Source organism: Enterococcus sp. AZ109, assembly GCF_051714625.1.
Lineage (GTDB): Bacteria > Bacillota > Bacilli > Lactobacillales > Enterococcaceae > Enterococcus_A.
This window is the reverse complement of sequence record NZ_JBIOSF010000001.1, coordinates 3,130,083-3,154,652: the sequence shown is the minus strand read 5'-3', so window position 1 is coordinate 3,154,652 and position 24,570 is coordinate 3,130,083. Positions and strand designations below refer to the sequence as shown.

The window sequence follows — 24,570 nt, the reverse complement described above, 5'->3', positions numbered from 1 at the left end:
CTGTAACGACATAAAACGTCACAGCCACTTTTTATTTTAAAAACATTTGCGGTGCAATTCCCTCCATACCAATCATCGGATCAATAATCTGTTGACGAATCAGCTCCGCCGTTAAAACTTTTGGTTCCTTATCTTCAACGAGTGCAGGCTCTGATTTTTCTTCATTCAAAGCACTTACAAAAGGATCATTTTTCTCTTTAGGAATTGGTCTATCTAATTCTGCTGCTGAACAAATCCGTTCAATCAATGTGGTTTTTCGTACAGCTGATTCTTTGCGAACACACTCGGCAAAAGCTTCTTGTTCCCCCAGTAGAATTAGTAAATCCTTACTGCGAGTGACAGCAGTATACAGTAAATTACGCTGCAACATCCGATTGTATTGTTTGACCATGGGCAATAAAACCATTTTAAACTCACTACCCTGCGCTTTATGGATCGAACAACAATAGGATAATTTAATGTTGTTCCACTCTGATCGTTTATACTGAACTTCGATACCGTCAAATTGAATAACTAGTTCATCTACTTTGTCCTCTGATTCTTTAGCTGGAATGATTCCTACAATAATTCCCATATCACCATTAAAAACATTTGATTCTGGGTTGTTAACTAATTGAAGAACTTTGTCTCCAATCCGATAAACAGCCTCATTCCACTGTACTTCTTTTTTTGTACCATCATTCGGGTTAAATATTTCTTGCATCATTTTATTGATTGCATCAATTCCAGCAGGTCCTCGATACATTGGAGCCAGTACTTGAACATCCTGTGCTGAATACCCTTTACTTTTAGCTCGCTCCACAATCTGTTTAATAACTGTTTCCATTTGAAAAGCATGGCAAGCAATAAAAGAGCGATCTTTTTGATTCACATTGAAGTCAGCAGGTAGTTTCCCCTCTTTAATCTCGTGAGCCAAAGGTATGATGGAAGAATTATCACCCTGACGATAGATCTCTGTCAATTCAATTTTCGGAATAGCCTCTACCTGAAGTAAATCGTGAAAAACTTGGCCTGGACCAACTGAAGGCAGCTGATCCTTATCACCTACTAGAATAATTTGCATATTAGTAGGAATTGCTTTTAGTAGTGTATTCGCTAACCAAGTGTCTACCATTGACATCTCGTCTACAATCAATAGCCCACCTTCTAATTCGCGCGCCTCTGTGTCTGGTGTGCTCTCACGTCCGTTTAAACCTAACAGACGATGAATGGTGCTCGCAGGCAGTCCAGTCGTCTCGTTCATGCGCTTAGCTGCTCTACCAGTCGGTGCTGCCAGAACGATCGGGAAAACTTCTTCTTTATAGTCGCCCGGATCTAATGACAGACCATTTAATTCTGCGAATAGCTGAACAATACCATTAATTACTGTTGTCTTTCCCGTGCCCGGTCCACCAGTTAAGATAAACATCGGTGAACGAATAGCATCCTTGATTGCTTGATCCTGCGAAGTTCCATATAAAATGTTGGAGCGCTTTTCAATCATTCTCAGCTTTTCTTGTACTTTCTTCTTAGGGTATTTTATTTCTTTTTTCCGAGCCAGTAAACGAGCGACCGCACTTCCAATTCCCCACTCACTATAATAGAGAGAATTCTCGTATAGTTTTGTTTCTTCTTGTTGAATTTTTTCTTCTTCAACCAGTTGGATAATCAGCGAAGCTACTCGATCAGGGGCAATTTCAACTGCTCGTGCGTTTTCCAACAGCGATAATACTTGCTCTAACAATCGTTGGGCTTCTACATAAGTATCACCGCTTTGATTGGCATCTTCATCGATTTGATGCAAGATAGCCGCTCTTATTCGTTGATCACTATCAGCTGCGATACCCATTTGTTCAGCTAGATTATCAGCTTTTTTAAAACCGATTCCTTCAATATCCTCTACTAACTGATAAGGGTTTTCTTGAATAATTTCTAACGCCTGATTTCGATATGTCTGAAAAATCGCAAACGACAGTTGACTACCAAAACCGTAAGAACTTAAGCCGACAATAATTTTCTCCATACCATAATTTAGCCGCAATGTTTCCACTAACTGAGCTTTTTTCTTCTTGTTTAAATTTGGTATACGATTCAAGTTATCCGGCTGATCAATAATCTGATCAATCGCATCATCACCCAATACCTCAACAATTTTTTCAGCAGTTTTTTTTCCTATACCGGGAAATTTATCGCTGGAAAGATAGCTAATGATACCATTTGCAGAGGTTGGTTGGGCTTGCTCGTAACGTTCAACTAAAAATTGTTTACCGTAACGGGGATGTTCGACAAAATGTCCAAATAGTCGATATTCTTCATCTTCCTGCACATCGCCGAAGCTACCTGTAGCTACAATTTCTGCTTCTAAAAAGTCAGTATTTGTTTCACGAATGCCAAATAGCAGCACCTTATAAAAGTTACTTGGATTTTGAAAAAAAACCGCTTTTAAAGTTCCCACAATGTACAACGCTTCTTCCGACATTTCGTCACACCTCTTTTACAAAATTGCATCAGGATTCTGATTTAATTTATCTAAAAAATTAACGTCATTCCATTTTATCAACTTATAAGGCTGACTATGTTCCGAAGTTTCCAATATGGTTAAACTATTATTGTAAAGTCCTCCCATTGCTCGAAGTTCAGCGGTAGGTTTGCCCGTCAAAGCTTGAATCGCTGCCGTCAACGAAGCACCATGCCCCACAAATAGTAATGGTCCTTCTTTTGCTTCAGCAACTGCCTTGTGAACCACACCGGTCGTACGTTTTAGCATCTGTTCTATCGTTTCACCGTCAAAAGGAGCAGGATCATAAAGATCCAATCGACTACGTAAATTGTCCATATTTACACCGTACTTCTCATGCATTACATCAACTAGCTGTCCCTCAAGTGATCCCAATCCCAATTCGCGCAAATCATCTGTACGAACAATCTCTACTGGATGATTTAGACGACTTTTAATTCCCTCAGCTGTAAGGTATGCTCTTCTAGCACTGCTAGTATAAATTTTTTCAAAAGGTACCTCTTTCAAAGTTTCTCCTAACGTTTCGATTGCTCGAAAACTCTCTGCTAGTAAAGGAGAATCCCCCATCATTCCCTGAAAACGTTTCTCTTGATTCCATTGGGTTTTTCCATGACGTGTAAAATAGAGTTTCATACTTCTCCTCCTTTAATCTAATTTATCATTTTCATAATGGTGACTGAGTTCTAAGTTTGGAAAATTCTGTTGACGCAATGCTTCATAAACAACAATAGCTACAGTATTAGATAGATTCAGCGAACGAACATGAGTATCGTTCATCGGCAATCGTAAACATTTATCCTCATTATCACGCATAAATTCTTCAGGTAATCCAGTCGTTTCTTTTCCAAACATGAAGAAACGATCTGTTACTGGTGCATAATCCACCTCGGAATAGGTACGGTTGGCAAACTTGGTAATTAAGTAAAGCGGCTGATCTGATAGATAGTTCATAAAGGCCGAGAGATTTTTATGATAAGTGATATCCACATCATTCCAGTAATCTAGTCCAGCCCGTTTTAAATGCTTATCATCAGTTGAAAAGCCAAGAGGTTCAATCAGATGCAGCGGCGAATTCGTTGCTGCGCAAGTACGAGCAATATTTCCAGTATTTGCTGGAATTTGAGGTTCAAATAAAACAATATGATTAGTCATTTTGCTGCTCCTTAAGGGTTGTTTTTGAAAATTGCATGTTATGAAAAATTCATTGGTCAGCTACATCTATCATTTTACAATAATTAAGTTCTGTACGCTGCCATTTTAACTAAGCACTTAGAATTGTTATGCACCAAAGTAAGCTTGGCACAAAAAAAAACGTACCAACTCGGTGTCTAGCACGGCGAGTCGCTACGTTAGTGAAGCACTTTTCACTAACTTTTATCAGAACAGGAACCTGATAAAAACCAATGAAAAACAACTTGTTGATACTATATCACCATGAGGTTAGAAATGCAATGGTTAATTCACATTTTATTCAATGAAATCGTTTTCTCTAATACCCTTTTAATATTTCGACATCAATCGTGATTTTTTTCAGCGGTTTCGCCTTTAATCGCTGTTTTATCACGGGATTTACGTGCCACTCTAACGGAGACATCTCTAGTAGATCTAGTTGATTTTCTTCAGGAATTTTAAATTCGTAGGTTAAACGCATCTGCTCTTCAACTAACATTTCCATGTTAAATCGTTCAATGACTGCTTCATTGGAATAAGGCTTCCCCTCCGGGTAATATGCTTCACGCAATTCTCTCAGGTAGTTTTCCTGTGGGACTACTTTTAATACCCTTCCACCTTCTCGCAAAGTTCGATGAAATTCTTTGTAATGAGATGGAGAAAAAATATTTAAAATAGTATCGAAAGTTTGATCAGCAAATGGAAGATTTGTTAAATCTGCTACACACCAAAAACTATCTAGCTTTTGATCCGTTGCTAAATAAATTCCTTCTTTTGCTAAGTCAAATCCAATTGTAACTTCACTAGCTTTTACTCGATTTAACTCTGATAAAAAACTACCTTCTCCACAACCAACATCCAGTACCTTTCTTGGACTTAGCCATTCAGCTAATTGTTCAATTACTGGTTGATACATTCCTGAGCGAATCATACGACCTCTGGGCATAAACATATTTTTATCGTAGCCTGTTTTTACTTGGTGTTCCAAAAAATAGAGGGTACCTTTTTTTGAAAGATCATACTGGTGGTTATTGTTACACGTCAATTGATAATTATTTTTCAAAAAGCTTTCGTGACACTTAGGACAGCGAAACACTTCATGATTTTTCTCTAAAAACAACGCGCCACGATCGATTTTTTTAAGCATTGTGTCACTTCCTTCAGCATATATGATAGCATAGTTATCCCATTCCTTCTACGACTTATGCTACACTATGTATATGGATATTCTCCCAAACTTTGATGGTTTAACAAAGTCTAGAAACCACCACTAATTGACTAACTAAAGAGGTTAACTGGATAGTATTCATGACATAAAAAATGTTAATAATTATATTAAAAGTCTATACCTTAACTTGAAATAGGAGGAATTACCTTTGATTAAAGAATTTTGTGCTGAAAACTATACCTTAGTTCCCGCTGCGATTAAAGCCGGTGCTGGACGAATCGAATTGTGCGATAATCTAGCAGTAGGAGGAACAACTCCCAGCCTAGGTGTTATTGAAGAAACCCTAGCTTACACAAGCGAAAAACGTATTCCCGTAATGACGATGATTCGTCCACGAGGCGGAAATTTTTGTTACAACGATATGGAATTAAAAATTATGGAAACAGACTTGATTCATGCCAAAAATGCTGGGACCGACGGCGTAGTATTCGGCTGTTTAACTGAGGATAATGAAGTCGATGAAGAAGCTTTAGAAATTTTATTGGGCAATAGCATTGGATTGCAAACAACTTTTCATATGGCATTTGATCGTATTCCAAAGGAAGAACAATTTGATACCATCGATTGGTTTGTGAAATTAGGGATCGATCGTATCCTTACTCACGGTGGACCGCTGTCACAACCAATTGAGGAAAATTTGGGACATCTGAAGGAACTGATTGCTTATGCAGATAACAGGATTACTATCTTCCCAGGAGGAGGAATAACCCATAAAAATCTCGATAAAATTGTAAAAAGTTTAGGCGTCAAAGAAGCACATGGTACAAAAATTGTGGCACTAGACTAGATAATAGCAAAACGAAAAGAAGCAGTTTAGTGCTCGCTGCTTCTTTTTGTTTGAATAAAGTTTTTTAAACGAAACATCCACTTACAAGTTTTTAAACGTGTTCGCATTGGATAGTTTCCCGATAAATAATCCACGATCTGCTGTTTTTGATCAGGATGGATGTTTAAAGGCAAGTTATGGATATCAAAAAAATTTATAGCCGAATAAGTTGGCGAATTGATTATTTTTTGTGTTTCAACTTCTTTTGCTTTATAAACGTACGTGATATCTTCAACGTATTCTTTAGTATATATTCCAATTAATTCTTGAACTTCACTTACTAATCCCAATTCCTCCGAGATTATACGCTGCATACCTGTACGCTCATTTTCACCTGGATGAAGCACTCCTCCGGCAAGTTCCCAAATTGGTATTCCAGGTCGCCTGACAAGTAAAATTAACCCATTACGGATAATAATAGCATAAGCTTTTTTCATCTTCCCCACTACTTTCAGCTTAATTCGCTTGTTTTCTTAAAATTAACACGTCGTTAACTTCCAATAAAATGCTCCATAAACAGACTCGCAATATTAAAATAGATCAATACACTAGTCAAATCACTTAAGGTAGTAATAAACGGCCCACTGGCTACAGCTGGATCAAATCCTAGTTTTTCCATTACCATTGGTATTAAGCTACCTGCCAAATTGGCCACTGTTATCGCAGCCAACATAGCCGTGCCTATTACAAACCCCAACACAAAATTATGCTTCCAAATACCAACGATTGCAAAGATAGCCACACCAGTTACTAGTCCTGTGACTAACCCAGTTAAAATTTCACCAATTATTAATTTCCCAAAGCCGCTCTCTTTATCATCTGACATGGCAATCCGACGAACTGCCACGGCTAATGATTGAGTCCCAGCATTCCCAGCAGTGCCTGTGATTAATGAAATAAAAACTGCTAAGATGCTTGCTTCACTGACTAACGCTTCGTAATGATTAATTAGGCTTGCAGTCGTCATCCCTAGAAATAACAACGTGATTAACCATGGCAGTCGTCTTGAAGCAGATTTTATTGGATTTTCATCCACTTCCTCTACGTTAACCCCCGCCAAACCGGAATAGTCACTGGCAGCTTCATCATCAATAACATCAATAATATCATCAACTGTTACAATACCAAGCAGATGATCTTCGTAATCAGTGACTGGCAGTGCTAGGAAGTCATAATCTCTGAACATTTGAGCTACGTCTTCTTGATCATCACCGACATTAACAGAGATTATACGCTCGCTCATGGCATCTGAAACCATTGTGTCATCATCATTAATAATTAAATCACGCAAGGAGATAACTCCTACCAATTGATTATCTGTATTAACAACATACGTGTAATAGATAGTTTCTGCTATTTGCGCCTCTTTTTTTAAGACGTACATAGCTGATCGGACGGTTTGATTCGCAACGATCGACACGAATTCCGTAGTCATGATAGACCCAGCTGTGTCATCCTCATAATGTAGCAGCTCGCGGATTTCATTAGCGTGATCAGATTCCATCAAACTTAAATATTTAGCAACTTGTTTTTTATCTAGCTCATTTAAAATGTCCACAGCATTATCTGTGTACATTTCAGAAAGCATATCTGCAGCATAATGCGGGCGCATCTCAGAAAGATACTCTTCTACATGCTCATCGTCTTCTTCAATCACGTCAAACATGTCAGCCAGTTCTTTTGGTGATAAATACGAATAAACTAATTGACGTTCTTCGCTATCGAGAGATTGATAGAATTGACCTTGATCATAAATATGCATTTCCAAAAAATGTTCACGAAAATCTTGAAGATCATTCTGATGCAATTCTTCCTTCAGTTGCAAAAAATGTGTTTCTAATTCTTCTTGGTTTTCATCCATCTCTCTCACCTCACAGCTCTTTTACAATGGTCTCCATGTCTTTAGCAAGTGGCAAGGAAAACGCCAACAGCTCCGTGCTAAAGGGATGTTTAAACGTCAGGGCACAGCAGTGCAGGGCCTGCCGAGTAATCCCTAGGTCCATTCTTCCACCATATAAGTCATCACCTAGCAGCGGACAGCCTATTGCGCTAAAGTGTACGCGAATTTGGTGTGTTCTTCCAGTATGTAATTGAATATCGACTAAGGCAGTTTGATGATTTTTTACATTGAGCCAATACTCTGTTAACGCAGTCTGACCGGATTGATCAATCTTTCTTTTTATTAAGGAAGTTAAGTCTCTGGCAATCGGCAAATTAATCTCTCCATGTTTTTGCAGTTGCAGAAGATCACCAGAAACTAATGCTTGATACTTTTTAATTAATGTTTTATTACGCAACTCTTGATCTAGCTTTGCATGAGCAAACCCATGTTTTGCAAACAGCATTAATCCAGAAGTATCTTTATCAAGACGCGTAACAACATGTACAACCTGATTATTGTAACCTTGTCTGACGTAATAAGCTTTTACTCTATTCGCCATAGTTCCTCTAGGATGGTATTGAGCTGGAATCGATGCAATTCCGGATGGCTTATCAACCACTAATAAATGTTCATCTTCGTACACAATACAGATGGGAATATCATCCGCCAACAATGTTTCATGTGCCTCTTCATCAGGAATCACAACAGTTACCTTATCATGGGCATTCAAAGAAAACAAGACGTTTTGTTCATGATCATTCACATAAATTTTTCCACCCTGAAATTTTATTTTTGCTAGAAGCTTTTTAGAAATTCCCTGATTTTTCAAAAAAGTTCGCAATAAAAGTGTTTCTGCTTGATTGTAGATCCATTCAAATTTCACGAATAATTAATCCTCTCGAATAAAGGCATCTTTGACTCGATGCCAGAAATGCATGTGCTTATAAGAAGCAAAGTGAATTCGTTCTTTAGCAATTTTGTATTGAATCGATTGAATTCCGCCACCGCTAACATCTAATTGATCAATCGTTACCATATGTTTTCCCTCGGTATTTAAGAAAATCTCGATCCACTCACGTGGTCCAATAATACTAGGAGAGCCTAAAGTTCTAAAGACCCGATTGTTCAACGAAGCGATCTCTGCCAATTGCAACGCATTGATACTGGGATGAACGACCGCTCCTCCCACACTTTTATTGTAAGCAGTTGAACCTGTTGGCGTAGAAATAGACAATCCATCTCCTCGAAAGCGTTCAAAGAGTTCATCTTTAATATATACATCGGCTACCATGGTACTGCTTCCTTTGCGCACACTTGATTCGTTCATGGCTAGAAAGTGCTTTTGACGACCGTCCTCAAATTTGATAACCACATCCAGTAAAGGATAGCTCACACTTTTGTCACGGTCGCTACATAAGCTATTGACCATCTCTTCTAATTCGTAATCGCGCCAGTCAGTATAAAATCCTAAATGACCTGTATGAACCCCTAAAAAACGAACCTCGTCTAATTTATGATTGTAACGGTGAAAAGCTGATAAAAGAGTACCGTCACCACCAATAGTGATTACCAATTCTGGATTTTGCTCAACGACGACTAAATCCTTATTCTCTTCCAGTAATGAAAGCAAATGACTATAGACTGTTAACGACTTTTCTTCATTGTTATGGATGATCGCTATTCTTAAGGTCACCTTCGTTCACTTCCTTTTTCTTTTTGCGATATGAAAACAGATGCTGTGCTTCTTGTATCTCATCACGAATACTGGACATTTCTTCATCCAACTGATAAGCGGCTTCGGCCGCACGAAAAAGACGTTTGCTGATATCACTAGGAATCTGCCCTTCATATTTATAGTTCATTGAGTGTTCTATTGTTGCCCAGAAATTCATAGCCAATGTTCGTATTTGAATTTCTGCTAAAATCATTTTTTCACCATCTAGCATTTGTACAGGATATTCAATAACTAGATGATAAGAGCGATAGCCGCTAGCTTTTCGATTCGTGATATAATCTCGTTCTTGCACAACTTTCATATCCTTCCGATTACGAATCACCTGAACGATCTGATGAATATCTTCAACGAACTGACACATAATACGCATACCTGCGATGTCGGACATGTCATCTTCCAGACGATCCAATGCTATTGCTCGCAATTTTGCTTTATTTAGAATACTGTCGATAGGCTTTACCCTGCCTGTAACAAATTCGATTGGTACGTGCTCACCTTGTTCACGGTATTGTGTTCTTAATCCTCTGAGCTTGATTTTTAGTTCAGCCACAGCTAATTCATAAGGTGCAAGAAAAATTTCCCAGTTTCTTTCCATAAGAAGGTCCTCGCTTTTCTTTCCATTCTTTCCTATCTTATCACAAACCCCTCGTTAGCAAAAATAGCGGGGTTGCTAATAGATTTGCTAAATCTATAATTTATCTTATTTAATACAAAAAAAACTCGCAATTATTTGACGATAACATGTAATATATGTAAATATACCTTTGTATTAGTCAAATTTTAGAATAGGGTGTACAATGACAATGAATGAATCAATCGAAATAGAGTACAAAACTATGCTTACACAACAAGAATATCATCAGCTAATTAATTACTATCAGCTGAACTCCTCACAGTTTGTTACTCAAACCAATCTTTATTTTGACACATTAGATTATCAATTGAAAGAGAAAAATATGGGGTTACGTATCCGATTTTTGGACTCACGAGCTGAAGTTACTTTGAAAATCCCACAAAAAGTTGGATTATTGGAAGTTACAGACAAAATTACACAATCAGATGTAGACAAGGCAATCAAAACTGAGCAATTTCCCAAAGACACCCAGCGAGTCTCACATGTTTTGCTCAGTGAAGCTATAAAACCAGACGACTTGCGATTGATAGGAAGTTTAGTTACAAAGCGTGCGGAACTGGATATTTCTGAAGGAAAGCTCGCTATAGATGAAAATTGGTACCAAAATCAACATGATTATGAACTAGAATTAGAAGTACAAGATAGTGGAAGACAAAAATCAGATTTTTTTGCATTATTGAACTACTTTAGCATCCCTTATCGTCCGGCTATGAACAAAATTGTTCGAGCGGTGACTCTAAGGAAATAAATGTGAGGAGGAAATCCCTTGATTGAGATCTATTTATTTGTCAATCCTATCGGTGGTCGTTGTTTGACTATAGAAAGACAGATAACTGAATTGATGAAAAAGAATGATCTAAAAATCCAATTACGACTTATCCCATTATTGAGCTTACATACTGTTTCGGACCTCCTAACTCGTGAAGGTCTCTCAAAAAAGGATATAAACAAACGTAACAGGCTCTCAAATATTATTTATTCTGCATCTTTAGATGTTAAAGCTGCTCAATTACAAGGAAAAAAGCGTGGTCGCTGCTTTCTGATGAAACTCCAAGAAGAACTAACTGAGAAACACACACCATATTCAAAAAGTTTGGTTTATCGACTATTTTCAGAAGTTGGTGGAGATATGGAAACATTCATTGAAGATCGAGCTTCAGATCTAGTCAAAGAACTTTTTGTAGCTGATCAACAAATTGCTAGGGACATGCAAATCACCCAACATCCTGCGGCAGTTATTTACAATTGTGTGAATGACGAAGGAACAGGAGTCCGAATTGAGGGGGGCAATACGATACAACATGTAATAAATGCTTGCAGATCTCGCGAGTCCATGCTGCGTTTTTTCGAGAATCAAGAAAAGCATGATAACTTAAACCAAGAATTCCCCGCAGACCACTTATCCCTAATATGAAAACAGATGCTTGAAGATCTAAAGAATCTTCAAACATCTGTTTTTTGGTGTTTTATCTTACCTTCTGTCAGATATATTTGTATTTTTTCTTATTAATAGACTCTATCCAAGATTACATATACTTTCTAATTTCTGTTTATCGAATTTGCTAAACAATCTTATTTTTCCCATAAGACTTGGACTATCTTGAACTTGGTTTGTTGCGACTATGACTGCTTAATCTTTTTAAGTATACCAAATACCCCTATCGAGAAATTATTTTCGTCCTTGAAAGAGGTATTTGATGTTTCACTATGGTTTCTCTGCTTTTTAGATTGCTTAGCTCGAAACTTATTCAATAATCCAACTATATTTAAGTGTTTTTCAGTTGTCTTACTAACTCCTCTAGTTCATCTAAACGCAAAGCAAAAACACCCATTGCATCTTCAATATAAGCAGCTTTAGTCATGTCTACGCCAGCTTTTTTCATCACTTCGATCGGATAATCACTACTACCAGATTTTAAGTAAGCTAGATAGTTATCTAAGGCTCCTGGCTCTTGATTTACAATTTTTGCTGCCAAAGCGTTCGCTGCTGAAAAACCAGTAGCATATTGGTAAACATAGTAGTTGTAATAAAAATGAGGAATTCGTGACCATTCATATTGAATCTCTTCATCACTAGCCACCATTGGACCATAATACTTCTCATTTAATTCACGATAGAAGTTACTTAAATGCTCACTAGTTAAAGGAATTCCTTTAGCATCTTCTGTATGAATAAAATGTTCAAATTCAGCAAATTGTGTTTGTCTGAAAATTGTTCCTTTGAATCCATCTAAGTAGTGATTAATAATATACGCTCGGATTTTCGGATCTTTTTCGGTCTCTAATAAATGACTAGTTAAGATGTTTTCATTCGTCGTTGAAGCAATCTCTGCTAAGAAAATCGAGTAGTCTCCATACACATAGGGTTGATTACTCCGAGTAAAATGACTGTGAACACTATGCCCCATTTCGTGAACCAAGGTATAAAGTTCATCTAAACGATCATGCCAGTTCAACAAGATATATGGTTGAGTATCATAAGCGCCTGAAGAATAAGCACCACTACGTTTCCCTTGGTTTTCGACGACATCGATCCAGCGATCATCAAAAGCCTTTTCCACTACACTTAAATACTCTTCTCCTAATAACCCTAAAGCTTGTAAGGCTTTCTCTTTCGCTTCTTCGTAAGTAAATTTGATCGGCGCATCAGCTAATAATGGAGTGTACATGTCATACATATGAAGTTCGTCTAAATTTAACAGCTCTTTACGTACTTCAACATAACGATGAAGCAGTGGCAAATACTGATTAACAACTAAAACTAAAGTGTCGTAAACATCTTCAGGGATATGATTATTTGCTAACGAAGCTGCTCGTGCTGATGAATATCCCCTTACCTTTGCCTTATAGTTGTGACTTTTCACATGGGTACTCAAAGTAGTCGCTAACGTATTCTTAAACTGTTGATAGACAGAATACAGAGCATTAAAAGCTTCTTGTCTTACACTTCGGTCAGTACTTTCCATTAGTTGACCATAGACACCATGAGTAAGCTGTACCTTTTTCCCCTCTTCATTTCGAACGACTGGAAATTTTAGATCAGCGTTGTTCATGACTGAAAAAATATCAGCTGAACTGCCGAATATTTCACTTGCACCTGCTAGTAATGCTTCTTGTTCTGCTGGTAAAATATGTGCTCTTTGAGATAAAATCTGCTCGATAAAATGGCGGTAAATTTTTAAAGAAGGTTCTGCAATAAAGAAACCTTGGATTTTCTCATCCGCTAAGGATAATACTTCAGGCTCAAACCAGCTGACCGCTTCACTTGTTTGGGCAATCAGACTAGACGCACGAGCGTACAAACCTTGGTACTTCGTATTAGCAGTATCTTGATCGTTTTTCAAGTGTGCATATACGTAAATCACTTCTGCCTTTCGATAAATACCTAGTACATACTCGATTCCTTTTAAAAAAGCTTGTGGATTTTCTTTCAGTGTTCCCTTAACTTTTTCAGCTTCTTGCAGCTCAACAGATAAAGCTTGGAAGTTTTCTTCAAATTCGGCTTCATCTACAAATATTTTTGTTAAATCCCAAGTTAACTCTACTGGGACCTCTTCACGTTTTGGTAATTGCTTTGTCTCTGACATACCATCACTCCCATCTTTTTGACTTATCTTAACATATTTTACTTAAAAAAATAACTGGTTGCATTTCAAGAATTCTGCGAATACTGCAAAAAAAGACGACGCGTTTCAACTAAAAGTCCTTGTAATATTTCCTCCTTTTTTATCCTAGGGAAATACCAACCTATATTATTTGATAAACAAAATTGATCGAAGTATTGGAATACAGATGTTGGTCTGTCAGGGTTCTGAGAATAGAGATAGCGGAAAATTATACAGGCATCATTGTAGATCAATGAATACTGACTAGGGCAATACATCCAATCAGGAAGCTGTAATATGTGTTGTCTCTGCATATACAAAAATTGCTGTAACGGTTTGATTGTAGCGTCTAACGAAACCAAACGCATTGCTAAAAACTGCTTCTTAGATTGAATATGCTGGTAGTTAGCATTTAATGATGGCTTATTTTTACCTGCACTTTCATAAACCTTGAGCAAAGGTAGCGAATGAAATGGAATCATCCTATCGACAGAACAATACTGTTGATTGACTCTGTGAATGTGACTCCGTAAATATATCCCTTTTGAATCAATCAGCCAAATATGAACACCATTGTTTACATTGTAAGAACAAAAATGTTTATGCAACGTACTCCAGTTTTTCTTCGGCCATAGGTTAGGACCTAACAGCCACCAATCTTTGTATCCACCAGTTTGATATCCTTGAAACCGTTGAATCAGCCGAGAAATTTTCAGAGTTGAGCACTGGATTTCTACTGCAGTCCCTTTAAACAACAAATCCGGTCGCTGATTCAATTCAGGTAACGGTTTTTCCAACTGCCAATTCTCTCCGAAGGATCTTCCGCTTAACCAAAAAAGCTGTTTTAATTGTAAATGCTCTTGTGTTTCCCCCTCACTAAGTCCTTCGCAATCCGTTTTTTTACGATGGGCAAAATGAGGGGTTTTTATCACTCCTTGCTTAAAAATTAATTGATCCCCACAATCTGGACAATAATAGTTTTCATTTGGTGAATAATATTTTGCAGATATCAATTCTTTGTTACGGTTATATGCAAATAGCATTCTTCCCACCCCGTAATTAATATACGCAAAAAAAAGAAGCCCGTTTAGGCTTCTTAAACAAAATAACTTCGCGTAATTTCAATTGCATCTTTTTGCATCAATAGATTACCATATTCTTCTAAAAATTCTGGAGTAACCTGTGTATCCTCAGCATACTCTAATACTTCAGCTACAACATCTGATATGGATGTTTCACCATAAATTTCTGGGTCAAAATAGATTTGGAGATAGTACTCTTTATCGTATTGATAGAGATCACTCCAAGCTTCATTTAAAAAAGAATAACTAGCAAGTTCAATCATATCTTCAAAATCTTTGAGTTTGAATACACGTAGACGACCAGTGTCTGCACTTTCAACAGTTCCTTGAGACGCAAGAATCTGTTGCCGAATCAATTGATCCAGATCATTCGTTTCGAAATCATTTGAATCAGAAAATCTATTCAAGTCTTCTTGCGTAAGGTTTTTACTAATAAACAATTCTAACCCATCATTTTTCGGCAAAACTTGAAAAGTAACTGCTTCGCTACTCTTAAATTCATCTTCTATATCCACTTCCTCTAAAATACTGTAAAAGAAAGATTCAATTTCACGATGATTTCCAAGAAGATCCAAAAATGTGATTCCTCGTTCTGCTAAATCATCGCTGCCAATCATCACTCGAATGGTGTTTTCATTGATGTGTTCCATTTCCATCTAAGCACACCTCATTTCAATAGGTAAGTTATATGTTCATTGTAACCGATTAGCGGCAAAAGTAAAGAAAGCAAGCAGAATTTATCGAGTCTTTAAAAGAAATTTTCATCCAACTCTTCACATCTAGATAATAAGCACGATTACCTCAAGCGATTCATCCAACATTTCATGCTATTTCCTTTCTCTAGCTCTTAGCTCGCTCTGTTTATACCAATTTTTATAACTATTTATGGGTAAATAAAAAAACCTCGCAAAGTTTGCGAGGTAGTTTTTATAGTCCGGCCATAAGTTGTGCTTGTCGCAATTCGTATTGACGAACATCACGTGGTAAAAAGCGGCGAATTTCATCTTCGTTAAATCCTACTTGTAGTCTCTTATCATCGATCATGATCGGTCTACGCAATAATCCAGGATTTTCTTTTACTAAGCTTAATAAATCTTTTAAAGATAGTTCGTCTAAGTCCATGTTCAACTTTTGAAAAACTTTCGAACGAGTCGAGATGATCTCTTCAGTCCCATCTTCAGTCATTTGCAAAATATCCTTCAATTCTTCAATGGTTAAAGGTTCAGAGAAAATGTTTCTTTCCACAAATGGAATCTCATGTTCCTGCAGCCAAGCACGTGCTTTCCGACATGATGTGCAACTAGGGGAAGTATATAGTGTCAACATGCATGTATCACTCCTTTTCTTGACTAAAATGATTTTGTAACAGAAGGTTTTATCTTTCTTCTATCTGTCCTCTATTATACAGAAAAAACGTAACAAAAAAAAGTGGATCAAACAACAATATTTATAAATAATATTGTTATTTAATTTCCCGAAAAACCGAGCACTTGCTTGAGGTATTTAGTCCACTAACCATTTCATGTAATGAAAATTGGTCTGACTAAGTAGAACTGTAATACAAAACCTAAAACTGTACTATTCTTCTAAAAGCAATATCCATAATCAAGTTAAAAAATAAAAAATAAAAAAAATATGTTTCACATATTATACTCATTCTCAAAAGCAAAGAATAGGTTAAAAACCTATCAAAACGCTGATATTTGTCGAATTTCAGAATATCTGAATACTTAAAAAATGCTATAAAAAACACTTTTATTAAAGAAATGCTGATTTTTTTCCAAATTCAAAATGCAAGTCTGTATCAAATTATTCTATTCTTTACTCGGCAAAAAATAGATACAGTTTTACAAAAAAAGACTATTTTTTTACCTATTTGGACAAACTATTGTTCTTCATAAAGAATCATTCTTACCTAGTGGATCCTGCTCAATCATTATTTTTTTCTTGTCGATTTTTTTTGATTGACAAATCTCTTTGTTTTTTTTGTCAAATTCTAAAAAAATATAAGATAACAACGGTTCTTGAGAGCCCTTTTATTGCTTGTATAACTGGATTTCGAAAGACTACGATTAGAAAAACAATTGCATAATAATAAATCCATGGCAAAGAAATGAGGTATTTCAGCATAATATTTTTTGTATTTTAAACTAAGTTATTTTCTTAGCTAGTAACAAGACTTTGTCCTTACGATTGAATTATGGATGCCTTTCTATTGATCCACTTAAAAAATTTAAGGGCAGAAATTTTATATCTCTATAGCCTGCAATCTTCATTATGTATACTGTCAATTTAAACTCTCTGAAAAACGAGGCTAGTTCAGATCGGGATATAAAATTTTCAATCTAAAAAGATACTATATAAAAAGACGAACCATAATAGTCAATAACACATTTACTAACTACAGTTCGTCTTTTTTACCATTGTGTGACTATTTCCCAAAAAATTATTCGCCAATGCTTAGAATCATTCGAATATCTTCTTCTGTAAGTTTGTTTACCTGTTCTTCGTTTCCTTGAATTACTTTTTGGAATAACTCCCGTTTTTCCTGCTGCAATTCATTCATCCGCTCTTCAATCGTTCCTTCGGCGATCATTCGCCATACTTCTACAACTTTTTTCTGACCAATACGGTGGGCACGGCCTGCCGCCTGTTCTTCAACAGCCGGATTCCACCATAGATCATAAAGGATGACGGTATCCGCACCAGTAAGATTTAGACCAGTGCCTCCAGCTTTCAATGAGATTAAGAAAATATCTTTTTCACCTTCATTAAAAGCATCTACCATGGTTAATCGATCCTTAACTTTTGTACTTCCTCTTAAGTAGAAACTAGAAATTCCAATCTCCCCTAGCTCTTTTTCCAAAATAGACAGCATGCCAGTAAATTGTGAGAAGAGGAGGACACGACGACCATTTTCTTTCGCTGCTTGAATCAAATCTTTGACTTGCTCTAGTTTTCCAGATCCGCCTTGATAGTCTTCCATGAATAAACGTGGATCATCACATATTTGTCTTAAGCGGGTCAATCCCGCTAAAATACTGACCCGTTGTTTTCTAAAGGTTGCTGAATCCATTTGATCAACTTCTTGACGCATTCGTTTCAAATAGGCTAAGTATACAGTTTTTTGTTCATCCAACAGACTACTTAAAATATTCGACTCAATACGTTCAGGCAAATCCTGGAGCACTGTATTCTTGTCACGTCGTAAAACAAATGGTTGAATCATTCTTGCGATTTCTGATACTTCCATCTGACGAAAACGTCCGATAGTTGGGAAAAATCCCGGCATGACCGTTTGGAATAAGGCCCACAATTCTTCCAAATTATTTTCAATAGGTGTGCCGCTTAAGGCAAAACGATTAGGTATATCCAACTGTCTTAACGCATGTGACGTTTTAGTAGCAGAATTTTTAACCATTTGTGCTTCATCTAAGATCATGTATTGATAGTTTTGCTTGCCATGCAGATCCACGTCTTGGCGCAAGCTAGCATAAGAAGTTATAACAATTTCTAAATCGTCACTCAGCTGGGCCTCACGCTCAATTCGATTGCCTGAAACTACTACAGTATTTAAGTCAGGAGCAAATTTCTTCATTTCCGCTTGCCAATTGTAAACAAGACTTGCAGGTGTAACAATGACCACTTTAATTGGCTTTTGCTGTTTTTCAGCTAAAAGGAAAGTGATTACCTGCAACGTTTTTCCTAACCCCATTTCATCAGCTAAAATCCCACCAAACCCATAGTCACTTAACATTTTCAACCAGCGGTAGCCAACTTCTTGGTATGGACGTAAAGTTGCCTGCAAACTATTAGGCAGTTCAGCCGGATAATCTTCTGGATGAGTCAAATCTTGCACCATCTTTTGAAATCCTTCACTGAATTGTGTTTGTGGGTTGTTTTTTAAACGTTCCTCCAATAAAATCCCTTGGCTTTTAGGTAAACGGATCACACCATTTTCTGAACCTAAACGATCTCGTAGCTGACCAATAATCTCACTGGTCTCTCTAAATGCATCAGAATCAAAGGAAAGAATTTCACCGTTATCCAAAGTATAAAATTTGTCCTTGCGTAATAGACTGGATAATACATTGTCAATTTCAGAATCATTTATTCCTGTAACATCGAAGTGAATATCTAGCCAAGACCCTCTTTGATCCACTTCTAATGTAGGCTGGAACTCTTGTCCATCTAAATATAATTGACGTAGTTTTTTACCCATTTTAACTTCAGCCAACTGGCGAAAAGCATTCACTTCCACGCGGAAAAATTGATAAAGCCCCTCTTGACTAGGAATAGGTTTTTCAAACCCTGTTTCGACTACTTGATAGTTAAACTTTTCAAATAAATTTATCAATTGAAGTTCCTTCTTACGATCCCGCAAAATTTCCACATTTTCTGGTAAAACCGGCTGATGCGCTTCGTTTGTTGTAAAGTGAACATTTCCATAGTGGAATTCGACTTCGACACGTATATTCCCTTTAATCTTACGGAAAATAACCACCGATTTTAAAGGAACGCTCTTTATAATGTCAGATACTTCATCGGCTACAATAACCCGTCCTATTTTTCTGAGAAAAGGGAACACTTCACTAAATAAAGTAGAAAGTTGATTTTGCTGGAATACAATTACCGGTTCCTTTAAGCGTTTTAGTAGCTGCTTTAAAGTTACATAGATTTCCTGCTGTTCATGTGTAAGAATATAATAAGCATTATTAACAAATCCTAAAAAATAATTACTGAAGTAGGTAGTAAAATCATCTTCAATCGTAAAACTAAAAGCATCTTTCTGTTTTATCAATCGGAACGTTAAGGGTAACTCTATACCTTCTGTAAGCTTATGATAGCTTCTATCGTTTAAATTAACAGTAAGATTTCCAGTCTGCTCCATATTTATCAAAAGTTCTTGAATACGATGAACAGGTAAAAGCAAATAACGTTTGTCTAATTTCCCCTTTACCTGTAGACCAGCTTTACCTAACAACTGGTACGTTTCGCTGACACCAACTAAATCCTCAATAATATCTCGACACTTTGCATCAAAGGCACCGGCTTCGATTTGGAACCTATACTGTTTGTTGATTGTGTAGACGGAGTCTGTTTGATACGCATGAAGAAAATCGTATAAATTCTTAACAATATAACTGCGTTTGCTAGCACGATTCCCTAAACGCAAAGAAACTGCAAGTACATCCAACTCTGGATGATACGGGTTGGTAGGTATAGGCTCTACAATAAATTCAACAAATAGAGGCTGAATAGGTAACGCATCTTTTTCTAAACGTGCGAATCCCTGGTTTAATAAGTCTGCAAATGAAATTGCACTTTCTTTAGGTTTAGGCAAAACAGTTTCTGGTTTTATAACTCTAGACAATCCCTGTTCACGTAGATATAGTTCAACTGCTACCGTATGTTTGCAATAGCCGTGTTCTTCCCAGTAAGGGCATTCACATAAATCATTTTCTTTTCCACTACCATCTAAGTCGACTAAATACAGCTCACTACCTAAAACTTCACCGTGCCACACGCGTCGAGCTGGATCCGCAGAGACCGAAAGCACACGGCCTTCTTTTAAATACGTTCTTCCACGTTCAATAACCTTTTCTGGAATACTCCATCTCATTAGTGTCTCTCCTATCCTTCTATTTGATAACAAATCGTACTTTGGCCAGTCCCACTTGTCTGGACAATTACTTGTAGGGGAATTCGTTCTTTCAATTCCCTGACGTGACTTATAATGCCTATCATACGACCTTGACTTTCTATTCCTTCTAAAGCACTCACAGCCATCTCCAATGCTTCTTCGTCCAATGATCCAAACCCCTCATCAATAAACAAAGTTTCCATTGCAATCCCCCCAGATTTATTTTGGATAACTTCAGCTAACCCTAATGCTAGCGCCAAGGCAGCAATAAAACTTTCACCACCTGATAAAGTATGCGCACTTCGACTAGCTCCAGTATTGTCATCATAAATGTTGATTTCCAATCCAGTGTTCCCTTTAGAACGACCTATTTGCTGATTTAATTCAAATTGGTATCGGCTATTAGTCAACAAGGCTAATTGTTGATTAGCTGCTTGCAGTACTTCATTCAAGTACCACTGTAGAACAAATCGCTCTAAGCTAATTTTAGATTGGTTGTCCCCATTCATTACCTGGAAAAGTTCCGTTAATTCAGTTAGTTCATCCAGCTGATGACTCCCCCTAAAATGCAATTCTTCAATTTGCTGAAGTAGTTTTTCAAATTGTTTTAGTTCTAGATCTTTTTGGTAAAATCTTTCCTGTGCTTCACGAACAGATGCTTCCAATTGATCGGTCTGCTTTCTTATTGGTTCTAGATCAGGGAAAGCTTTATCAGCTAGTTGATTTTCTAATTGTTTCAGACGATCTAAAGTTAGTAGCTGCTTTTCATCAAAAGTCTTAATTGCTCGTTCTAGCTCTTCGAGGTCTTTGGATGTATTTTCTTTCTTTGTAATGTCTTTTATTGTGAGCTTCATTTCTAAAAGCATCTCAGAAAAATCAGCAGATTTTTGTTCTTGTTCTATTGTCAGTGAGTTTTCTTGATTCGTCAACTGCTTCAAGCTCTCTGCTAACCGAACCTTTTCTGAATGAATGAGCTGTTGTTCTTTTTGATGTACTTCTAATTGAGTTTGTCTTTCACTGATAGCAAATTCTAAATCATCGATATTTTTTTTTAGTGAATCGGCTTCTAAACTTTTTGCTTGTTCAGACACAGTTTGAAGCCGCCCGCAAAGCAATTGAAACAGCGCATGACTTTCACGTATCTGTGCTGCTATTTTCTCATAATTTCCTCCTAACTTGCTTTTTTTAGTTTCTAAACGTATAAGTTCTTGCTTAGCAGCAATAATCGTTGCAAGTTCTTGAGTAGTCTGTTCTTCTTTCATCGTCAAATAAGCTTTCAGTTCTTCTAACGGCATGTCGACTTGTTCATTATAATAGTCTTCCACTCGTCTAATAAGTACTTCTATTTTCTTTTGAAACTCGACTACTTGCTGATCATATTCTTTTCGGGCTGTTTCGTATTTGTTTGAATTTATCCGCAACTCATTCTCGGCAGTTGCTTTTTGAACTTGCAGCCGTTTTACCAAATTCTCAGTCTCTTCCATTTTAATTTGTAGTCGCATAAGCTCTTCGCTTGAAACACCTTCTCCACTAGCAGGATTCGGGTGATCCAGTGAGCCACAAACTGGGCACGGTTCACCGGGAAGCAATTCTTGACTCAACCGGGCAATTTCAAGTCTTGTCCATTGACTTTTTCGTTTTTTGAATGCTGCATTTTGTTCCGTTAGTTTATTACTGATTTGACTGATTTGATCAGTAAGTACTGCTAATTGAATCTGTTGCTCCTCGACTCGCTCCTCTTGCTGATCTAGTTGCCTTAATTCTTGTAACAGTTGTTCAATTTGTTGATTGAACTGAATTTCCTGATAACGGCGATCTTGCCAAAAATTTTCAACATCTTGGTGTTTTTTCAGCTTAGCCATTTGCATTTCAATATTTTTTACCGCCACAGTGATCCGGTCAGCTTCCTGCTGGACTATCTTTTGCTCGTGTAATTGTTGCTGTCTTTGAGCTTCCAATTCTTCTTTTTGAGTTACAAAAGGTAAGGCAGTTTTCCACTCTTGAAGCTGCTGTTCTTTTGTCTCCCATAAAGCTTCTTCAGATTTAAAAATTTCTTCATGCTGATGAAATTTTTTTTGCTTTTCTTCGAGTATTTTCAAAGCCTCTTCTGTATCTGCAATTTGTTGTCTTAACTCCTGAACTCTTTTACCTAGTTCCTGCAAATTTGTGTATATTGGCAGAACTTGTTGGACTTTCTTTTTCATATTTACAACTGTACGCTTTTTCTGTATATCAGGTTCTTGCTGTTGGAACAATTGAACTTCTTTTTGCACTTCGTCAAATTGCTGAAATTTAATAAGTATTTGTTCAGCTTCAGCTAATTTCCCCTGTTGCTTTTTATAGTTTATCGTTTTAGTAGATAGTTCTTTTTGCATTTCTTGCACTAGTTTTTTTTCGGTAGTTAGATAGTCTTTCGCTGTATTAAGTGATTCCTGATAAGTATCCCCTTTTTCTGTTGTTACTTGCTGAAATAGTTGATCAATTCTCACCATAATTTCACTAACATCTTTTTCTAGCGTTTGTTTTTTAGCTTTTAGTTCTTCGGTAAATGTTCGATATACAGCAGTAGCAAATAAGCTGCGTAAAACAATTTCCTTTTCTGAGCTATTGGCAACGAGAAAAGTACGAAACTCACCTTGAGGCAACATTGCAATTTGTCTAAACTGATCTTTGTTTAAATGAAGCATGCTATAAATCATGTCATTTACAGGTTCAATTTTTTGATAAGCTTCCAGTTCTTTCCCTTCATCATTCAAAACAATTAATTGAACTTTTTGATTTTTAGTTGTATTACCTTTCCCATTCTTCTTTTCGATTATCTGCTTGGGCGACCGCTCAATAATAAACTGGCGGCCTTGATGCTCAAAGTAAAATGTAACTTTAGTTTCTTCAGTAGGATTGGCAAAAGTTGAGCGAATTTCACTAGCATTTCGTACTCCGCCTGAAGCATCACCAAATAAAGCAAATGTAATTGCATCAAAAATAGTTGTTTTACCTGCACCTGTTTTTCCACTGATTAAAAAAAGAGGCGTATCAAAAAAGTAGGAAAAATCTACTTCTTCATGAACAAATGGTCCAAAATTTTCCATGATTATTTTTTTAGGAAGCATCTTCTGTGCCTCCTTTTTTTATTAACTGGTAAAAAGTCTGCTCAATCCATTTATGCTGCCTTGTAGTAGGCGTTTTTTGGACAATTGTAGTAAAAAAATCTTCCGTCAGCTCAATTGGCGTTTGTTCTTTCAGCTTTTTAACAGATAACTGCTGATAATTTTCCCGTCCATACAGCCGCTCCACTTGAAGCACATAGGGATATACTTTTCGAAGTTGATTCATCATGTTTGGAATGATCGTACGGTCCTCTAACTTTATTGAATAGTAATTATCCCGATTAAGCTTCTGATAGAAAGATGGATCCAAAAAATGTGAAAATTCACCCTGCAACTCTTTCAGTTCCCTTAGAGGAGTCAATTCTTTAAATTGCAGGATCAATTGGTCATTGGTTTCTACAATCCATACTCCTTTTTTCTGGTCCTTTTCCGAAAGAGAATATTTTAAAGGAGAACCGCTATAGCGAGCATTGGACAGATTTAATGCATTTTTATTGTGTAGATGTCCTAGTGCAACATAGTCAAATACTTCCAACAAAGAGCCATTTATCCCATCCAATCCGCCGACTTCTACTTTTGTCTCAGAATCTGTTCGACTGCTGCCAGAAACAAAAAAATGACTCACAAGTACCTGTTTGTACTGATCCTCGAATTGTTCTTTCATCTTTTCAACAACCAATGGCATTGCCTCGTGAATCGTTCGAATTGTAGGGTCCTCAAAGTAAATCCTTGCATCAACTGGTTCAAAATAAGGTAATAAAAAAAATGCTGTATCTTGTATAATCACGGGCTCGAACGCCTGATCTAATCGAGTATGAAGATAAAAGTTAGACTGCGCAAACCACTGAGCGCCTGTAGAAAGACGGGTTGGACTATCGTGATTGCCAGAAATTGCTAATAAGGGAATTTTCTCTGTTAGATTCATCGCTGCAATCGTCTGATTCAGTAAGCGAACGCCATCTTCAGAAGGAACTGACCGATCATAAAGATCTCCAGCAATCACAATTGCATCAACCTTCTCAGCTCTAGCGATTGTTAGAATCTGTTCGAGTATAAATGCTTGATCTTCTAGTAAATCATAGCCATGTAATTTTTTACCAATATGCCAGTCAGCTGTATGTAAAAATTTCAAAAAATCACCTTTTTCTAAAGAAGTCCTT

At 36.9% G+C, this 24,570-nt stretch carries 19 protein-coding genes; 3 read left to right on the top strand and 16 right to left on the bottom strand.

The features are described 5' to 3' along the window. Nucleotides 1–31 precede the first annotated feature (31 nt). The 4 genes from recD2 to IGI42_RS15570 all read right to left on the bottom strand — a co-directional run bounded on the left by recD2 (nucleotide 32) and on the right by IGI42_RS15570 (nucleotide 4,814). Nucleotides 32–2,458: an SF1B family DNA helicase RecD2 gene (gene recD2, locus IGI42_RS15585; RefSeq protein WP_438716786.1), complete on the bottom strand. Its 2,427-nt coding sequence runs from the start codon at nucleotides 2,456–2,458 to the stop codon at nucleotides 32–34. Nucleotides 2,459–2,473: 15 nt separating this feature from the next. Further along, on the bottom strand, nucleotides 2,474–3,130 hold the full coding sequence (locus tag IGI42_RS15580) for a histidine phosphatase family protein (RefSeq protein WP_438716785.1): 657 nt from the start codon (nucleotides 3,128–3,130) through the stop codon (nucleotides 2,474–2,476). 12 nt (nucleotides 3,131–3,142) lie between these two features. Further along, nucleotides 3,143–3,649 (bottom strand): tRNA (uridine(34)/cytosine(34)/5-carboxymethylaminomethyluridine(34)-2'-O)-methyltransferase TrmL, encoded by a 507-nt coding sequence (gene trmL, locus IGI42_RS15575; RefSeq protein ID WP_438716784.1) that lies wholly within the window; start codon nucleotides 3,647–3,649, stop codon nucleotides 3,143–3,145. A gap of 337 nt (nucleotides 3,650–3,986) precedes the next feature. Continuing rightward, on the bottom strand, nucleotides 3,987–4,814 hold the full coding sequence (locus IGI42_RS15570; protein WP_438716783.1) for a methyltransferase domain-containing protein: 828 nt from the start codon (nucleotides 4,812–4,814) through the stop codon (nucleotides 3,987–3,989). Between the two features lie 229 nt (nucleotides 4,815–5,043). Between IGI42_RS15570 and IGI42_RS15565 the strand changes: the two genes are divergently transcribed. Further along, nucleotides 5,044–5,682: a copper homeostasis protein CutC gene (locus IGI42_RS15565; protein WP_438716782.1), complete on the top strand. Its 639-nt coding sequence runs from the start codon at nucleotides 5,044–5,046 to the stop codon at nucleotides 5,680–5,682. Nucleotides 5,683–5,708: 26 nt separating this feature from the next. Here the strand turns inward: IGI42_RS15565 and IGI42_RS15560 are convergent, their stop codons facing one another. From IGI42_RS15560 to IGI42_RS15540, 5 genes are read right to left on the bottom strand one after another with little or no spacing between them, the layout of a single operon-like run. After that, complete coding sequence (locus IGI42_RS15560; RefSeq protein WP_438716781.1) at nucleotides 5,709–6,158, bottom strand: NUDIX hydrolase; 450 nt, start codon at nucleotides 6,156–6,158, stop codon at nucleotides 5,709–5,711. A 53-nt stretch (nucleotides 6,159–6,211) separates the two neighbouring features. Beyond that, nucleotides 6,212–7,582 carry a magnesium transporter gene (mgtE, locus tag IGI42_RS15555; RefSeq protein ID WP_438716780.1) on the bottom strand — a complete coding sequence of 457 codons (1,371 nt, stop codon included), beginning with the start codon at nucleotides 7,580–7,582 and terminating at the stop codon, nucleotides 6,212–6,214. Between the two features lie 10 nt (nucleotides 7,583–7,592). After that, entirely contained in the window at nucleotides 7,593–8,486 is an 894-nt protein-coding gene (locus tag IGI42_RS15550; RefSeq protein WP_438716779.1) for an RluA family pseudouridine synthase, read from the bottom strand. Between the two features lie 6 nt (nucleotides 8,487–8,492). Beyond that, entirely contained in the window at nucleotides 8,493–9,296 is an 804-nt protein-coding gene (locus tag IGI42_RS15545; RefSeq protein ID WP_438716778.1) for an NAD kinase, read from the bottom strand. After that, complete coding sequence (locus tag IGI42_RS15540; RefSeq protein ID WP_438716777.1) at nucleotides 9,268–9,933, bottom strand: GTP pyrophosphokinase; 666 nt, start codon at nucleotides 9,931–9,933, stop codon at nucleotides 9,268–9,270. The genes IGI42_RS15545 and IGI42_RS15540 overlap by 29 nt, the downstream gene beginning before the upstream one ends. Nucleotides 9,934–10,141: 208 nt before the next feature. On the opposite strand from IGI42_RS15540, the gene IGI42_RS15535 reads away from it, so the two are divergent. Beyond that, nucleotides 10,142–10,720 (top strand): CYTH domain-containing protein, encoded by a 579-nt coding sequence (locus IGI42_RS15535; protein WP_438716776.1) that lies wholly within the window; start codon nucleotides 10,142–10,144, stop codon nucleotides 10,718–10,720. 18 nt (nucleotides 10,721–10,738) lie between these two features. Next, entirely contained in the window at nucleotides 10,739–11,386 is a 648-nt protein-coding gene (locus IGI42_RS15530; RefSeq protein WP_438716775.1) for a DsbA family protein, read from the top strand. Between the two features lie 352 nt (nucleotides 11,387–11,738). Here the strand turns inward: IGI42_RS15530 and pepF are convergent, their stop codons facing one another. The 7 genes from pepF to IGI42_RS15495 all read right to left on the bottom strand — a co-directional run bounded on the left by pepF (nucleotide 11,739) and on the right by IGI42_RS15495 (nucleotide 24,542). Beyond that, the gene (gene pepF, locus IGI42_RS15525; RefSeq protein WP_438716774.1) at nucleotides 11,739–13,559 is read right to left on the bottom strand and encodes an oligoendopeptidase F; all 1,821 of its coding nucleotides are present in this window, start codon (nucleotides 13,557–13,559) and stop codon (nucleotides 11,739–11,741) included. A 65-nt stretch (nucleotides 13,560–13,624) separates the two neighbouring features. Beyond that, nucleotides 13,625–14,620, bottom strand: coding sequence for a competence protein CoiA (locus IGI42_RS15520; protein ID WP_438716773.1), 996 nt, complete (start codon nucleotides 14,618–14,620; stop codon nucleotides 13,625–13,627). Nucleotides 14,621–14,673: 53 nt separating this feature from the next. Then, nucleotides 14,674–15,315, bottom strand: coding sequence for an adaptor protein MecA (locus IGI42_RS15515; protein ID WP_438716772.1), 642 nt, complete (start codon nucleotides 15,313–15,315; stop codon nucleotides 14,674–14,676). A 271-nt stretch (nucleotides 15,316–15,586) separates the two neighbouring features. Further along, nucleotides 15,587–15,985: a transcriptional regulator SpxA gene (gene spxA, locus IGI42_RS15510; RefSeq protein ID WP_010759673.1), complete on the bottom strand. Its 399-nt coding sequence runs from the start codon at nucleotides 15,983–15,985 to the stop codon at nucleotides 15,587–15,589. Between the two features lie 1,120 nt (nucleotides 15,986–17,105). After that, complete coding sequence (locus IGI42_RS15505; protein WP_438716771.1) at nucleotides 17,106–20,282, bottom strand: DEAD/DEAH box helicase; 3,177 nt, start codon at nucleotides 20,280–20,282, stop codon at nucleotides 17,106–17,108. Between the two features lie 11 nt (nucleotides 20,283–20,293). Further along, nucleotides 20,294–23,413, bottom strand: coding sequence for an AAA family ATPase (locus IGI42_RS15500; RefSeq protein WP_438716770.1), 3,120 nt, complete (start codon nucleotides 23,411–23,413; stop codon nucleotides 20,294–20,296). Next, nucleotides 23,403–24,542, bottom strand: a complete 1,140-nt coding sequence (locus IGI42_RS15495; RefSeq protein ID WP_438716769.1) for an exonuclease SbcCD subunit D — start codon at nucleotides 24,540–24,542, stop codon at nucleotides 23,403–23,405. The genes IGI42_RS15500 and IGI42_RS15495 overlap by 11 nt, the downstream gene beginning before the upstream one ends. Nucleotides 24,543–24,570: the final 28 nt, after the last annotated feature.